The organism is Methanospirillum stamsii (assembly GCF_003173335.1).
In the GTDB taxonomy this organism is placed as follows: Archaea; Halobacteriota; Methanomicrobia; order Methanomicrobiales; family Methanospirillaceae; genus Methanospirillum; species Methanospirillum stamsii.
Map to the genome: position 1 here is coordinate 130736 of NZ_QGMZ01000001.1, position 17044 is coordinate 147779.

Genomic DNA, 17044 nt, shown 5'->3' on the forward strand with positions numbered 1-17044 from the left:
GAATCATTTTACCTGGATTTCATCTTCAGACATTCTTTTCGCCATGCTTCAAGCCCGGTGATGATATCCGGATTATTATTTTTTGTTTTCCACCGTTCAATAACATCATATGTCAGCCCATCATCACTGTCCACAGCCCAGTCAGCAAATTCTCCGGCTTCTTCTGACATGTAAACACAGATTCCTTTCATTATCCCTTTGCAGTATGAAAATGCATCATCAACCATGTTCCGGTCAAGGTACCGCTCCATATCATCTAAAAAAGGTTCTATTTTGTCTTCCATCATTTCATAGGAATGTTCATAGGGATCTACATATCCATGATAGGTTTTTCCGGATTCTTCCCAGAGAACATGGACATCCAGATCAGACAAAGCGTCACAAACACTCTCTGATATCTCTTCTTCATCGGTTCCGGATAGAAGGTCCTTTGCAATCGCAGTGGCTTTTGAAATAAGTTTGGGGTTTTCCTGGAGAAGAAGAGTGAGAACTCTCCGTGCCTGGTCATCAGTAATGGTGGAAAGGAATAAGAGATCATCTTTTTTTGTCATCAGAGAATATTGGTTATCAAAGAAGAAAAAAGTCCGGATAATTCTCTTCGAAGCGAGTGGGTTTTATTTTAAAGAAACATAAAGAATATAAAAAAAATAATTAACCATATCTATCCAGGACAAAGAAAACGATCGAATAAAAAACCTGTTATTTTTCTATAATCAGTACATGATACTATGGTAGATATTCAGAAAGTAGAGAAATTAGAGGACATTCAGGCTTTAAGAGATACAATAGTTACAATCGCTCAATCTCATGGAGCACATAATATTCGGGTTTTTGGTTCATTCATCAGGGGAGAGCAAAACCCGGACAGTGACCTGGACCTCCTTGCTGATATTGATCCGGACAAAAGTCTACTCGATCAGGCAGCAATTATCAGGGAATTGGAAGGACTCCTGAATATCAAGGTGGATCTTGTAGAACCGGGTTGTCTTCATTGGTACATTAAGGATGCCATTATGCAGGAGGCAATTCCTCTATAAGATGATGGGTATTATCCTACCCTGATGAATGAATACCAAATAAACAAAAAAATTACCGATACCGGCACAACTGGAAATAATCACACCGCTCACACTGCTTCCCGGGCTTTGCCGGAAACTTTCCTTCGGCTATCTCATCAATTATTCCTTCGACCACTCCCCGGACACGGTCAACTTCTTCCGGACAGACCGGGACCGGATCCACCCGGGCATCCTCGACATATGCAATCGAACCGGAAGAAACCGGTTTTCCAAGAATTTTCATTCCAAAGGCATAAATCTGGATCTGCATGGCTGCATCAGATGGGGAAATTACATCGTCAGATGTCTTGTAATCCCGAATCTCACACCCTTCCGGATGCTCAAGCATCACATCAATCTTTCCGATAATTGTCCCATTCCTAACCGGATATTCGATGCGGTATTCAGTCCCCCTGACCGACCGGAGATCCGCCTCACGTTCCTTTGCAAAAGACAAAAGACGTTCCCGGGCTACTTTTTTCAGCCCCTCAAAACGGTTTTTTTCTGCATAGGGAAGGAAAAAGCAGGTATCTACCACCTCGTCAACGGCAGATTCCACCGGATAGTTATTCTTGAGCCGGACCGAAATCTCTCCGAGACATTTGTGAAGGGCATTACCATATCCAAGGTCCGGAGAAAGGCCGGGGAGAAATCCCCACTCCTTGTTGAGCCTGTACCGGTACGGACACTGCCGGAAGAGTACCAAATCCTTTGCAGAAAATGAGAGGAGTTCTTTTTCCCTGGCAAGAGCGTTACACTTCATTCTGGGAACGCTACCGGGATTTGAAACCAGTGTCACTTCACCGCTTCCGATCTCATCTTCCACAAAGAGTGAAGGAAGAGTCAAAAAATCCCGGTCTTCATCATAATAACTCAGAATAACCTGATCTCTGGCCCGGGTTACTGCAACATAGAAGAGCTGTCTCTCACCTTCCACATTCCCCTCGTACCGGGAAGCATCAAAAAGTTCCCGGGGAATGAGCCATTCATTAATCTTTCCGGTCAGAAACGACGGGAATTTCCCGTCTACCATCGCCGGAATAAAAACAACCGGCCATTCAAGACCTTTTGCCTGGTGAACGGTGGAGAGGGTAACTGCATCAACATGGGTATTTCGCTCTCCTGCTACCTCCTCGTACCTCCGGAATGCATAGAGATACAGGTACCAGAAAAGCGATGAGAAAAAGTCCGGGTCAGAACTTGTTCTCCCGCCAATATGCTGGGAACTCTCAAAATCGACGAGCACTTTCCCGAAACTTGCCATGTTTCCCATCATCACTGAATGTTCAGGATTTTCCGGGTCAAGGGACTGAAATCCAAGAATGGAGAGGAGGTTATAATATGCAGTGGTAATGGACACATATTCCCGGGCAAGTACCCGTTCTTTCCAGTTATGAATATTTTCAAGGAGAACTGCCTCGGTCTGTCCGGACGGGACCACAGGCAGCCAGTCATCAATTCCGGACCGGAGAAGTTCCTCTCCGGAGACAGTATCTTTCCGGGAGTGAACCGTCCGGGGAAAGAATCCCTTTTCATAAAGCCAGGCAAAGAACTTACCAAGTGAGAGGATCTCCCGTCGTTTGAAAAGGCCAACCTGTCCGGAGAGGGTAAAGGGAATATGAAATAATCTGAACTGGTTGATAAACGGTGTTCCAGACCCCTGGACGGTACGGAGCAGGATACCGATATCAGAATACCGACAACACCCGGACGAAACAAGGGATACTATGACCTCTGCAATTCCTTCCGCTTCATTTACCGGGTCCGGGAAGAGAATGAGGACCGATGAACCTTCATCAGTCCGGACTCCTTCCATGGATTCATACTCGTGTCTTTTAAAATGTCCGGCCAGTATATTTGCAAGCCGGACAATCTTTTTTGTACTTCTCCGGTTATCGGCAAGGGAAATGTCCCGGACATCCGGATATACCTCTGAAAACCGCTCAAAACATCCTTCATCCGAACCCCGCCACTGGTAGATTGTCTGCCTTGGATCTCCGACAACAAATATCGAAGATAGTGCCCCGGCTGCCCGGATGAGGCCTTCCTGTGCGAGGTTGATATCCTGGTACTCATCAACGATCAAATGCCTGACATCGCCGGAGAGTTCAGGCTCTCTCTGCAGGTGGGAAAGGGCAAGGGCCACCATCCTATCGAAGGTCAGGAGATGACCGGTTTGTAAAATTTTTTCATACCGCTGGACCGATTCATAAAAAAACGGGGCCTTCTCATTTAAGACATTCCGGTCAAGAAGATCATTATACATCACCGACAGGCTCTGCTTGAAGAGAGTTGCCTTTTGAGTAGGGGTATTTCCCTTAATTATCTGGATAGGGTCAGCCACCCGGATAAGATATGCCATCTCCTGGTTTTCATCAAGGACTGTCCAGTTTTCATACCCGCACTTTTCTTCTAAAAGCCGGTGACAATACCCATGGATGGTCCCGATAAACATCTCACCAAGCTGGTGATAGAGGGAAGTATCCCCTAAGGCAAGAACCCGGTCATATATCCGGGTTTTCATGGCTGTCGCTGCTTTTTCGGTAAACGTGAATGCAACAATTTCCTTTGGGAGAACTTTCCGGCAGAAGAGAAGATACAGGATTCTCCGGGTCAATGTTTCAGTCTTTCCAGATCCTGCTCCGGAAATAATCCGGGTATAACGAGCCGGGGAGAGGACTGCCTCCTCCTGGGACGGAGAAAGAGTAAACGGTTCATGGAGAATTCTCCTTGTATACTCTTCAGACATGATAGAGGATTTTTTCGAAAGATATGAACTTCCAGCGAAAGGCAATGTTACGATTATAAAAAAGAAAAAAACGGGGTAGAAAATTATAAAGCCCGTGTCCCGTTCCAGTTGCTCGTCGAATCCTCTGATCCATAGCCGAATGTGCCGTTAAAGGAATTCCCATCTTCTGAAAGAGTAAATATAAACAACCCCCCATCAGAATAGGTTCCGGTCAGAATTTTTCCATCCTCTGAAAGTAATCCATCAATAGTAAGAAGGACATCTCCCGGGGTGACATATGAACCATAGACGGCATTATCGTCCTGGGTAAGATTTGTAATGGAATTCATGCCAGAATCCCAGGAACCGGACCATGGATGTTCAGGATCTGCCTCATCTAAAAGTGTTCCGTTCCAGGTGCTGTCAGAATCATAATCAACATTATTCAAACCTGAGGAAACATAGGTGCCGTTAAAGGATTTCCCATCATCAGAAAGGATAAACTCAATTTTCCCGGTGTCAGACCAACTGCCGGAGAATACCTTTCCATCCTCTGATACGTTTCCTTCCATCTTCAGGACTACCATATCTTCTGGTTTTTCATATGTACCTATGACCACATTCCCGTCCTGAGTCAGATTTAACGTATTTACATCGCAATTCCAGGTTCCGGACCAGTCGGAGATAATGTCAGAACTTGTATCCATCTCTTCTTCAGCCACGCAAACAAAGACACAGGAAAGAAAAAGAACCATTACCATGGTTATATACGTAATTATTTTCATGGAAAAACTCCAGATGCATAGAATAATCACAGGCAATGACTGATGAATATTTCGATTTAACTATGCCTTCCTTTCCCGGTAAAGAAACCCGTCTATGAATGATTCAAAACCAGAATAGTTCAGGTTTGTTATCTGAAAAATATTCTGAACGAAAAAAGAGATATAATTGTATCGGTGCAATTACGCAACTACACAATAGGATTTATTTCATCAGAGGAGACTTCCTCAGTTACCGTTCCGGAGAGTGCAGCATCAAGAGCGGCTTTATCTTCTGCTGCCTGCACAGTAACGTTTTCAATTTTGGCAATTGTTGCTGAGATGTTTGCATTGATCTCTTCAGAATCTGCCAGAGTATTAATAAGTGTATCATACTGTTCAGATGCTACTGCATTCGCTGCCTCTATTGCTGCCTGTAATTTTGCTAACTGAGATGATGGAGAAAAGTCATTTGATTCCTCTACTTCTTCATCCTCAGTGAAGATTACCTCATCGGTATTTTCAATAGTTTTAAGATCAGTAACCGCTACAGTAACGACATCACTTGAACCCTGGACATTTACTACTGATTCTTCTGCAGCGGCCACCCCACAGAAAACACCCAATGAAAGCATGCCGATAATGAAACTTAAAATTATAATGTGAATTTTTTTATTCAGACTCATAAATAACACCAACACCCGGAGTGTTACATCTGGATGTCCAAAATAATTGTTGTGCAATTATCATATATGATTTTCCTATCAAAAATTACAATAATTCTTTCTTTTCAGAATAGATAGAAAAGTGTCTCATATTATCCATTAATTGCAGAGTAACTTTTAGTAGTGATTCTGACATTCTTTATCTGAAGTCTGATGAAATGTATTGGAAGTATGGAAAAATACTCATACTTTTCAGGTTCCGAATTAAAGAAATACCGAAATCATTATCTTTTCCGGAAAAAGAATTACCTATCAGGAGGATTGGAATTGCAGAGAATTATTCTGACCGGAATCATCATCACCCTCACCTTGTTTAGCATTGGATTATGTACAGCTGAAAAATCTTCTGATAACTCTATCATTACTGGAAACCTCTGGAATGGAACATGGGAATCAGATAACTATTCAATTTCCATAATCCAGAATGGAAAGTCTATCGCCGGAAGCTATGAGCCAAAGGATCCGAAAATCCATGATCCAGGACTCTTAAAAGGACAACTCTCTGAAGATGGAAGAGAATTTTCTGGAATCTGGACAGAAGCGGGCAATTTTTTGCTGGTCTTGTCTCCGGACAAAATGACTTTTACCGGAGTGTCAAAAAACCGTCCCGAATTAAAGGTAACCGAATCAGACCCTTTCACGGCAAATGGAACAAGGATAGGCAGTGCGGTAGATCCAAATTATCCCTGGACTGGATCATATAAAACAAAAAAAGCGGATTATACCATCATTCAGAATGGAACAGTTGTTACCGGATCATATACACCTCTAAAAGACATTGAAGATGAACCCGGTATTATCGAAGCCCAGGCTTCCGAAGATGGAACCAAAATTTCTGGAAAATGGGTAGAAACAGGTAAATTTTCATTTGTCATCTCTGATGACCTGAAAACCATTGAAGGAACACAAGGGACAAACTTTACTGAATCTCCGGTAATAAAACCCTGGGTTGGCAGGAAGACATCTTAATTCTTTTTTTCCTAATACCCGGGTTTTCGGTCTTATAGTACCTAGTGGTTCAAGACATCTTAATTTGTGGGTAAAGTCGCTTCAGTTTTATCCGTGCATCAGCAGTTGTAAATTGCCAATCAACTCCTTTCTGTAATGTATTTCTATTTACCTTCCAAAAATTCACTTCTCTTTTAAGAGTTTCAAGATCGCCCATTCTTCTATCTAAACATTGTCTAGTCAAAGCACTGAGTTCGCATTCTGCAATATTTAACCAACTCCCATGTTTGGGAGTATAATGAATTTCCAGACGTTTCAATAATCTTGAAGCCTCTTCAGGAGGAAATGTTGCGTAAAGTGCTCCCATGGTATGTGTTGAATAGTTATCACATACCAGAATTACCTTATTGGCATTTGGGTAATAGACATTCAGAAGTTCTTTAATTTCTAATGCCCAATCAGTTTTCGTTTTAGTGATTCGAACAGTAGCATTTCTCCAAGAGTTTAAAGGCTCTGTAAACATGAAAATATTTGCAGTCCCATTTCTCTTATATTCATAATCGATTATTTCTGGATGGTTTATTGTTGCAGGGATTGGAATTCGAGTTTCTCCAATTAACTGAATCGGTTGTTCATCCATACAGATAAGAGGAAAATCAGGATCATATGGTCGATGATATAAATCTAAAATATCCTCCATATGTGCAACGAATTCTTCGTTTTGAGATGGTGGGATAACCCAACACTTCTTTATATGGGGTTTTATTTCTGTTTTTTTAAAGTGCGTCCCACGGTTTTTGCGGAGATATCATCTACAATATTAAGAATGACGAGTTCATCTGCGAGTAACTGCAGAGTCCATCTACGCCTTCCCTCCGGAGGTTGACTGCATGCAATTGCAAATAAACGAGTTTCTTTATCACCATCTAATTTTCTAGGAATCGGTGAATTTTCTCGTTTTTTTCTTTCTAATGCAGATTCTAGCCCAAATTCTACGAATCGCTTTCGGACATTTACAACTGTTTGACTATGACAATGTAATAATTCAGATATTTCTTGATCACTCAAATTTTTATCATTAATATTCGAATTTAAAAGAATTTATGCATGTTTTATGCGATAAGAGGGCCCTTTACCTTTATTTACTATTGAAAGGAGCATTTCTCTTTCATTATCTGATAAATCAACGATATATTTCTTATTCATTGATTTTTATAGTATGTACTATTATAAAGTACTTTTGATTAACTTCAACTTATAAATTTAACGGTCCCTAAACACTAGAAAAACCTAAAGATTATTTTTTATTGACTGTTAGTATTATTCATTTTTCCGATACCTGCCAGTAGGGACATCAATATCAAACCTGCTTCCTGTTCCATATTGTCCATGCTCAGCAATTGAGATCCCGGAAATTGAGAGGATCTCCCGGACCAAAAATAATCCATATCCGGTATTTTTACCAAAGCCTCTCTCGAAAATTAGTTCTTTCTGATCATCAGGAACTCCGACTCCGTTATCTTCAATTGAAATCCGTAAACCGTTATCTATCTCATGAGCTCTGATATCTATCCGGGTCAGACCTTCACCATGACGGATTGCATTCTCTACCAGATTGTAACATACCTTCTCAAACAATGGATCAACCAGAATAGAGATGTCAGAGATACTATTATTGATCTGCACCGGACCTGCATTTACTCCGGCAATTGCATGATCGCAGACATCCCTCACATCCTGCCAGACCGGCACCTTCATACCAATTTCCTGGTACATCCGAGTAAATGCCACAAAGTGATCAATGTCTTCCATCGAACGGAGTACTCCATCAATAAGGCTGATTTGATCTGAGCCCAGTTTAGTATCTTTTAACAAAGCCATGAATCCCTTTGAAACCATAATTTTATTGATAATGTCATGGCGGGTAATACTTGAGAGTAGATTTAATTTTTTATTTGCGATGAGCAGGGCTTCTTCGGCCTGTTTATGAGAGGTTATATCCCGGAGAGACTCAATTGCACCGATGACTTCTCCATTTGAATCATACAAAAGAGAAGCCATCACCGATATGTATTTCATCTCACCTGAAAAGTTTATCCAGTAACTCGTCTTTATTGTATCCCCGGACCGGGTGATATCATCATATAGCCCATTTGCGGAAAGAGAATCATCTAATAACAGATTTGCCAGAAGGGGCCTTTTTTCATTAAAAATTGCAACAGAATAATCATCATATCCTTTTCCAATAATATCCTTTGCAGTAATACCGGTCAGATTCTCAAATGCCTGGTTCCAGAATAAAATATCACCTTTTTTATCCACAACAAAAGTTGAATCAGGGAGATGCTGGAGGATCATCTGGATCTTGACATAAGATTCACGAAGAGCCTCCTGTTCTGCATGGGCAATTATTGCAAGTCGTTGATCAGTGATATCCCGGATATGGACAAGACTCATAACAGAATCTTTTTCAAAAAACCGTGTTAAACGGATATTCATAAACCGTTCTTTTCCATCACGAACTACAGAAACAGTATTATCAAGGTACCCGCCATTTTGAGTTGAGGTAGATTCATCTATCATATCAGCAATGGCTGTTCCGATATTTCCGAAAAGTGTCCGGGCCTCTTTTCCTGTTGCCTCAGCTTCTGTGACACCGAACATTTTTTCTCCGGCATGATTGATTTTATCGAGATTATGAAATTTAAATACCAGTATTGCATCTGCAGACGAATGGAAAAGACCCATATACCGTTCTTCACTGGATTTAAGTGAGGAAAAACTACTCTTTAACTGATCTGCCATCTGTTTGAATGAATGAGATAACTGACCCAGTTCATCACGCCGGTTCAGTTCTTTCCAGGCAGACCAGTCTCCATTTGCAAATGCTTTTGCAGATTTATTCATTGATGCAAGTGGTTTTGTAACCCATCGGGCGAGTAATATGCAGATAATTATCGTAAAAATAATAGAGGAAATAATCAAGATTCCGGTTGTCTTATTATTATTATTAATTCCCTCCATGAAATCAGATTCCGGAACAACGACAACAATCAGCCATTCAAGTCCGTAACGGTCCTGAAAAGGAGTGACCTGAACCAGTTGTCTTCCCCCTTCTTCTGGAATATCAAGTGTAAACTGCCACCGGTCTATCGGTTGATTTCCGGTCAGATTATGAGTGGAAATATACTCTGCTGCACTTCTGATTACCGCATTATTCATTTCCCGAGCTGAAAAACGGACCAGTTCATCATTCTTACGAATATAGGGTTCTTTAATAATCGATGAAGCGACAAGATATCCCTCTTCATCGATGATAAATGCCTGCCCGTTTTCTGTTATGTCTAAATCCTGTAAAAAGTCACCAATTCCGGTCAAAGTAAGGGCGGTATCTAATACTCCCAGTAATTCTCCGTTTTGTGAATAAACCGGAAGTACTGCATCAATTCCAACAACACCCTCAAGCCACATGTAAATGGGAGTCCAGACAGGGCCACGGGCCTCAGTTGCAGATTTATACCAGGGTCTTGTTCTGGGATCATAATGTTCCAATGATACAGTCTGCTTATTTTTCTGCCCGTCATGGGAGATGAGATACTCCTCAAAAGAGAAGTTCGTCTCTTTTCGTGAATACCCTAAATAAAGATCGGTCCCGTTGGCAATACCCGGAGCTCCCACTTTGGAAATGATGGTATAATTTCCCTCTGCTTCATTTCCATAACATATTGCCTCTGCGTGACGATACCGGGATATCATTCCCTGAAAATGGTTTTGAAGAGCCGAATTATTCCGGACAGATATCTCCCCACGATGAATACAATCAGAACAAAGACGGTTGATATGATGAGGAACATCCAGATAGGTATAAAGATGAAAAAAATCCGGTCTGACACCTGATTCTGGACCTGGTTGGCCATATCATTTACGGCCAATTGTCCATTGAAGAAACTTAAAAAGCCGGTTATCCCCATTGCCAGGACAACAACAATTACCAGGGAGATTATTAAAACCGTTTGTAACCGGAATCTTCCAATGAACTGCTGTACTCCAGAAATTTTTTGAGTATCTGCTGACGAATCCTCATTATCGCTGACATCACGTAATGAATCGGTTCGGTTCATGGAAGCTCCGGCTGGTTAATAGAACTACCATTAAAAACTTATAGGAGATAAATCTGCCCTTTGAGTTTTTCCGGACAGTAATGAATCAATTTAAATAAGATTGCATGACCTAAATTTTCCGGCAGGCACGATAATTTCAAACCGTGCCCCCTTCCCGAAGATGCCCTGTTCACGGATTGAAAGACCAGTAATCGATAAAATCTCTTTTGCTAGAAAAAGACCTATACCAGTATGTGTCCCAAATCCATGTTCAAAAATCATGTCTTTTTCTTCCGGAGGAATGCCAATCCCATCATCCTCGCAGACTATTATTAAAAATTCTTCGCTTGTTTCACAATAAAATTTTATTTTGGAGAGTGTTTTCCCATGCCTCACTGCATTTTCCAAAATGGTTGTGAATACTTTCCGGATGATTGGATCAACATATATTTCCAGGGATCCGGGAACATGATTTTCTACCAAAATTGATCCGGGGGTTACTTCAGAGAGAGCTGATTCGATTATGTCATACGGATGTTTCCACCCGCTTGCAACAATCCCAAAATCCTCATATTCCCGGGTGAAACTGATAATATTCTCAATTCTCTTCCCTGCTGCGCGTGCATGAGTAACATATTCATGAATTTTCCCAATGTCTAATGACTCCAGAGCCATCGTCTGGAAAAGATCTATCGTGGAGAGCTGATTGAAGACATCATGGCGGGTAAGTCCGGTAAGAAGACGAAGTTTTCGATTGGATTCACGAATCGCTTCTTCAGCCTGAATTCTCTCAGTAACATCCACCAGAAAATTCAATGTCGCCGGAGCACCCTCCCATTCAAAAAGAACAGCACTAATTTCAACCCACATTATCTCCCCGTTCTTTTTGAGCATCCTGAACTGGTATCGTGAAGGAGGATGTTCCCCTTTCAATCGTTTCATGTGCATTTCTACAACCTTTTCACGATCATCAGGATGTATGAAATTTGAAAACGGAACTGATAGAAGCTCATCAACAGAATATCCTGCCATCTCAGCCATACGGGGATTGACAAGTGTCAGATACCCGTTCTGAGCTACAATAATCGCATCATTTGCATATTCGACGAATTGACGATATTTAGTCTCACTTTTTCGTAATGCTTCTTCTATCTGTTTTCGCTCGGAGATATCTGAAAATACACTTAATATTGCAGCTGAACCCTCATATTCAATTTTAACGCTTCTGACTTCAACAGTACATAACCTGCCATGACGAGTCTTCACAGTTATCTCAAAGGGGATAAGAGAATATTCATTCATCCTATGACAAATTGCTTCAGATATTTGCTGTTGTGATTCGGGAGGGACATAGTCGAACAGATATGTGCCGATAATCTCATCAGGGGTATACCCCATTGCAGTTGCTCCACTCTGGTTAACAAAAAGAATAATCCCGTTTTGATGAACTAGTACATATCCGGGGAGATTCTGGACCAGGTTGTGATACCGCTCCTCACTTTCCCGAAGTGATGACTCGGTCTTTTTCAAAATGGAAATATCCCTGACCGTAGATATTATACAGGTTTCTCCTTGTAGCATGATAGTATCTGCAGATATTGCAACATCGAACAGTTCACCTGATTTTCTACAATGAACCGCTTTATACCAGGTAACTTTACCTTGAGAGAGAAGGTTTTTGAGAAAATTTTCCATATATTCCCTGCTTTGCCAGAGATTTAAGTCAAGGGGACTTTTTCCTATCATCTCTTGTCGAGAATATCCATAATGCCGGGTGGAGGCATCATTTACCTCTATAAAAAGTCCGCTTTTAAGATTACTAATGGTAATTATTTCTGGATTGGAAAGAAACGCTTTCGTGTACTTTTCCTGAACGATTTCAAGTTCTTCTTCAGCAATCTTATAATCAGTAACATCACGGCATCCCCCGTATATCCGATGATGAAGATCAGAACTTTCCAGAGAAACATGGGTACAATGTACATCAATCCATCTGATTTCTCCATCTTTCCTGACGAGCCGGAGAGTAGTCTTTTTCGATGCACCAGGTATGAGATTTATAATGGCTTCATCAAATAAGGGGAGGTCATCAGGATGGACAATCACTCTCCAGCATCCAAGAGACAATATTTCTTCCAGAGAATACCCGGTGATAGACAAAACCGCCCCGGCAACCCAATCAATCTCATACGGGCATTCTTCTTTTCGTGTACATGAGAAAACAAAATCAGAAGTTGAGTCAGATATGTATTTATACCGCATCTCACTCTCACGGAGCCGGATATCTTCCAGTTTCTGCCTCGAAATATCCTTGTGAGTTCCAAACAGGATAAAAGGATCTCCTTCTTTAGTCCATGATATGACACGTCCCCGGACCTCGATCCATCTCCAACTTCCATCTTTATGCTTCATCCGGACTTGACATACCAAGAACGGATTTTTACCGGATATATGATCATGAAAGGTATCTACTGCGGTTTTTTTATCATCTGGATGAATGAAAGATAACCATTCATTCATTGAAACTGGTGCCAGTTCATCTATGGAATATCCTAAAATTTTAGCCCATCCTTCACTTATTTCGCAGTTACCAGTCAGGATATTTGATTCCCAGCTTCCAAGATGATATCCGGACATAATAGTCTCAAGTTTTAGTACCGTATCGTGTAAGGCTGATTTATCAAGAGTTTCCCGGGTATTATCCGTAGAAAATCCTGTTATACCAGTAACCTTTCCGGATTCATCATATTCCCGTCTGCTCTCTGAATGAATCAGACAGACTGAACCATCAGCCTTAATGATACGGTAATCCAGCGTTCGGGGGATTTTATCCTGGGAAATTTCATCAATGGCTTTTTTTACCAGATCCCGGTCTTCCGGATGAATAAAAGAGGAAATATGGGCGTCTTCATCAAAATGACGATTGTTTTTTTCAAGACCGAAAAGGGCGTACATCCCTTCAGACCAGGTAAATTTCCGGGTTTCAAACGAATATCGCCAGACACCCAATGGGAAAACTTTTTCAATAAATCTGATGAGAGATTTTTCAATAAGGAGTTCTGTCTCCATCTCTTTACCGGTCGTAATATCGTGGGCCACTCCGATTTTTACTATCCTGCCATCAATCCACCGAATAAGTCTGGAATGCGATTTATACCATCGTCCATTCCAGGGGTTTTTATATTCATCATGATGTGATACAAACGACTCATTTATTTTTCTTTGTTCATTCAGGATGTGATTTGAACAAAACGAGCATGGCCCATCTCCTCCGGAATTTAAATAATCATAACACTTTTTACCCGTGATATTTCCAAAAATTGCACGACCACACTGATTCATAAAAATGAGGTCATAGGTATCCGGATCTGCGACATATATACAAGAGTCAATACTATCCAGGAGGGTATACAGTAAAGATTGCGTATCTTCAACGAAATACTCTGTTTCTGGTTTTGGAGTCTTTTCTGATTCCTGGATTAATACTGCAATCTCTCCTGTCCGGTGGTTCTTTATTCCCTCTTCCTCTTCAAAACTGAGATGATGGTGTTTTCGCAGATAATCCAGAATTTTTTCAGACTCAATCCACCTTTTATCCAGTTGACTGACCATCATATCTATTCTTTCTATCTGAAGTGAAATCTCTTCAATGAGCCTTTGATCACCTAATAAGTCAGAGAATGCTAAAATTATATTGAGAGGATTTCTGATTCCATCATTCAGAATAGCAAGGCAGGCAAGATTGTGTTTTATCTGGGATAATGCAATATCTCTTTCCTGTTCCAGCTGACGCTCACGAGTAATATCATGACCCTGGGCAATGGTTGCCACCGGGGTTTTCCCGTCTGAAGAAAAAAGTGTTGCTGAATTCCATTGAATCGTCCGGATAGATCCGTTATTATGAAGCAGGGAAATTTCTGTTGTATCCCACCTGACCCCTGTAAGAGTGCTTTTTAACAGTTGCATGGAACGGTCTGCTTTGTCTGGTGGAAATAACAATTCAACAGATGAACCAATTATCTCCTTGCCTGACCTTCCGATAAGTTCCTCAAAAGCATGATTCAGACGGGTAATATGAAATGATGAATCCCAGACAATAATTGGAACATTTGCAATGTTTATCAGGTTTTCCAGGTATTCATTCGTCTCTTTCAGAGAATTTTCTATTTTTTTTCTGGCGGTAACATCCTGAATTGTTCCTAACGAGAACACCGCTTTTCCGATGGGATCAAAAAAGGTTTCACACTGTTCAAACACATATTTTACTCTTCCATCATCCATTAAAAGCCGGTGCTCTATACAATAAGGTTTTCGGGTTTCAAGAGACAGAGCATAGACATGGTCTACTTCTTCACGGTCATCAGGATGAACAATACTCAAAAACGCCTCATATGAGGGTTTAAAACCGGACGGATTTCTCTCAAAAATCTTATAGATAACATCAGACCATTCCAGATGGTTATTACTGTAATCAAACTCCCAGTTCCCGATTAAAGCAAGTTGTTGAGCCTCCTTCAGACGTTTTTCACTCTTCTGTAACGCTTCATTTGATCGTTTTTGTTCAGTAATATCAGTAAAAATCGTAGCAAAACTTCCCTTGTAGGGAGAGTACACTGAAATTGAGAAATGTTTTTGCAATGGAAGAAAAAATACCTCAAACGTGAGGGGTTCTCCGGAAATTGCAACCCCTGCATAGATATCAAGGTATGGTGGAATAGATACTCCATATGCCTCACGACTTGTCTTACCAATAACCTGTTCCCGGTTAAGACCCAGGATTTTTTCAAAAGACGGATTTACATCAACGATACGATAATCTTCCGGAACTCCTCGTTCATTGAAAATAATATCATGAAGGGCTGCCCCTTCGACCATATGAACGTACAATGCAAGATATCGCTCTCTGCTCTCCTGAAGCTGCTTATCTTTTTTTATCAGTTCATCCAGATTTGAACAGAGTTCTTCTTCTGAAGCGGAAATTTCTTCATATGCTGCCTGAAGATCATTGTTTTTTGCCAGGAGTTCATATTCTGCGTTTTTTCTCTCGGTAATATCACGGATGGACTCGACAGTTCCAACCCGGTTCCCCTTTTCATCAAAGAGAGGAGTTACTACCGCCCAAACATATGCACCTCTGCCATTGTATAATGCAGGAGTGAAAACTTCTGATGAGAGGGTATATCCTTTCTTCTGTACCGGGGGATTATGTGATGCCAGTTCATCATCACTTAAACCTTCAAGGTCGATGAGTAGTTTTCTGCGATCCCCATAGAAAGGAACAGAATATGCATGATCACACAGGCCTATCATCCCGGATTGTTCAATCCCGGTCATTTCGACCATCGCTCGATTCCAGGCAATGACAATCCCGTCATTATTAATCGCAAACATGGGATCAGGAAGGTATTCTATAATATTTGCGATTCTTTTCTGTTCTTCAAGCCTTTTTAGTTCTTCTAATCGTTGAGAAACCAGATTTTTTATCGCACATGATAATTCATCAAATATTTTTTCTGTATCGGTTCCTTTGTGCAGAAAAAAATCCACTCCGGTATTCAGGGCTTCAATGATAACTTCTTCCCGTTCCCGAACGGTAAAAAGAATAAAAAGAGTTTTATCGTCTATTGACTTTAAATATTTTTCAAAAGCGATGCCATCCATCCCGGGCATCTTATAATCTGATACAATGACATCAAAAGAATGGTCTTTTAAGAGTTTTATGGCTTTTGTTGCACTATTGGATGTTTTAACAGTATAAATGCCGGTTTTCTCCAAAAATCGTTTTCCCAGGAGTAAGATATCGGGCTCGTCATCAACATACAAAACCTGAATTTTTTCTTCCATCTCATTCAGACCTAAGTGACAGCATACTCAAATCACCTGTTTGATCAATGTAATCCGGCTGAAAATACTGCGATATTACTAGTTACAATGGTACAGAATACTGCGGAGAGATATTTAAAGGTAATTGATATCAGGCAGTGGATATGATCAGGTTATGATGAAAAATTATCGTAAAGGCAAGAAAAAGACCCCGACTATGACCTCCTAATCCCATTACATTGAAAAATTGATTTGATAATTTCCATCAATTTTTTTCTGACTGACCCGAAGTGAATTCAATTTCCTCTTCTTCTGTTGAAGTTGACGAAGGAACAGACGGCTGGTTCTCTTTAAATTTCTTTTCTACATCGGTATCATTCAGGAAGAAGGCCTTGGCGAGGTCTTTTAATTTCTTTACAAAGGCATTGTTTGAGATTCCCACTAAAAACGCCATGGCACAGAAAAACATAACACTTTTAGACGGTATACAGGAAGATAATGTATAATCCGGAGTTATACCGGTAAATGTCATCAAACCTCCGGCTATAAAGAGATACGCCATAATTCCAAGAATTACCGAAGTTATCGGTCTGAAAAAGTACCACCATTTAAATTTCAGGCTAAAATTATCTTTCTCATAGTGATATATAAGGCCCTGGATACTATAGACGACACCCCCAAGACCTCCGGCTGCACCAATATAAAATAACTGCCTGATAAAACAATTTTCCGAGAGATGAAATGCATATAACGGAACTGCAGAAAAAACAACAGCACATGAAGCAGTGTATACAATAATTATCCAGATCTCAATATTTTCTCTTTCTCTTTTCTCTTTCTCTTTTTCCATGAAAAACCGGATCCATTAAGAGGGTAAAACCCTCAAATCGGATCAGGATCT

At 40.7% G+C, this 17044-nt stretch carries 10 protein-coding genes and 1 pseudogene; 2 read left to right on the plus strand and 9 right to left on the minus strand.

The window, feature by feature from the left end:
* Window positions 1-8: 8 nt before the first annotated feature.
* Window positions 9-551 (minus strand): hypothetical protein, encoded by a 543-nt coding sequence (locus tag DLD82_RS00585; RefSeq protein ID WP_109939158.1) that lies wholly within the window; start codon window positions 549-551, stop codon window positions 9-11.
* Window positions 552-728: 177 nt separating this feature from the next.
* Here DLD82_RS00585 and DLD82_RS00590 point away from each other — a divergent pair, with 177 nt between their 5' ends.
* Window positions 729-1037, plus strand: coding sequence for a nucleotidyltransferase family protein (locus DLD82_RS00590; RefSeq protein ID WP_109939159.1), 309 nt, complete (start codon window positions 729-731; stop codon window positions 1035-1037).
* Between the two features lie 52 nt (window positions 1038-1089).
* Here DLD82_RS00590 and DLD82_RS00595 read toward each other — a convergent pair whose 3' ends face one another.
* The 3 genes from DLD82_RS00595 to DLD82_RS00605 all read right to left on the minus strand — a co-directional run bounded on the left by DLD82_RS00595 (window position 1090) and on the right by DLD82_RS00605 (window position 5182).
* Window positions 1090-3807: an ATP-dependent helicase gene (locus DLD82_RS00595; RefSeq protein ID WP_109939160.1), complete on the minus strand. Its 2718-nt coding sequence runs from the start codon at window positions 3805-3807 to the stop codon at window positions 1090-1092.
* Window positions 3808-3890: 83 nt separating this feature from the next.
* On the minus strand, window positions 3891-4571 hold the full coding sequence (locus DLD82_RS00600; protein WP_146199643.1) for a hypothetical protein: 681 nt from the start codon (window positions 4569-4571) through the stop codon (window positions 3891-3893).
* 188 nt (window positions 4572-4759) lie between these two features.
* Window positions 4760-5182, minus strand: coding sequence for a hypothetical protein (locus DLD82_RS00605; protein WP_219968274.1), 423 nt, complete (start codon window positions 5180-5182; stop codon window positions 4760-4762).
* Window positions 5183-5539: 357 nt separating this feature from the next.
* Here DLD82_RS00605 and DLD82_RS00610 point away from each other — a divergent pair, with 357 nt between their 5' ends.
* Window positions 5540-6241 (plus strand): hypothetical protein, encoded by a 702-nt coding sequence (locus DLD82_RS00610; protein ID WP_146199644.1) that lies wholly within the window; start codon window positions 5540-5542, stop codon window positions 6239-6241.
* A gap of 49 nt (window positions 6242-6290) precedes the next feature.
* On the opposite strand, the pseudogene DLD82_RS00615 reads toward DLD82_RS00610, so the two are convergent.
* The 5 genes and pseudogenes from DLD82_RS00615 to DLD82_RS00635 all read right to left on the minus strand — a co-directional run bounded on the left by DLD82_RS00615 (window position 6291) and on the right by DLD82_RS00635 (window position 16993).
* A pseudogene (locus DLD82_RS00615) lies at window positions 6291-7426 on the minus strand (IS630 family transposase).
* Between the two features lie 114 nt (window positions 7427-7540).
* Complete coding sequence (locus DLD82_RS00620; protein ID WP_109939164.1) at window positions 7541-9976, minus strand: PAS domain S-box protein; 2436 nt, start codon at window positions 9974-9976, stop codon at window positions 7541-7543.
* Window positions 9973-10341 carry a hypothetical protein gene (locus DLD82_RS00625; protein ID WP_109939165.1) on the minus strand — a complete coding sequence of 123 codons (369 nt, stop codon included), beginning with the start codon at window positions 10339-10341 and terminating at the stop codon, window positions 9973-9975. Before DLD82_RS00625 ends, DLD82_RS00620 begins: the two co-directional genes overlap by 4 nt.
* A 90-nt stretch (window positions 10342-10431) precedes the next feature.
* On the minus strand, window positions 10432-16164 hold the full coding sequence (locus DLD82_RS00630; RefSeq protein WP_109939166.1) for a PAS domain S-box protein: 5733 nt from the start codon (window positions 16162-16164) through the stop codon (window positions 10432-10434).
* A 244-nt stretch (window positions 16165-16408) separates the two neighbouring features.
* On the minus strand, window positions 16409-16993 hold the full coding sequence (locus DLD82_RS00635) for a hypothetical protein (RefSeq protein WP_109939167.1): 585 nt from the start codon (window positions 16991-16993) through the stop codon (window positions 16409-16411).
* Window positions 16994-17044: the final 51 nt, after the last annotated feature.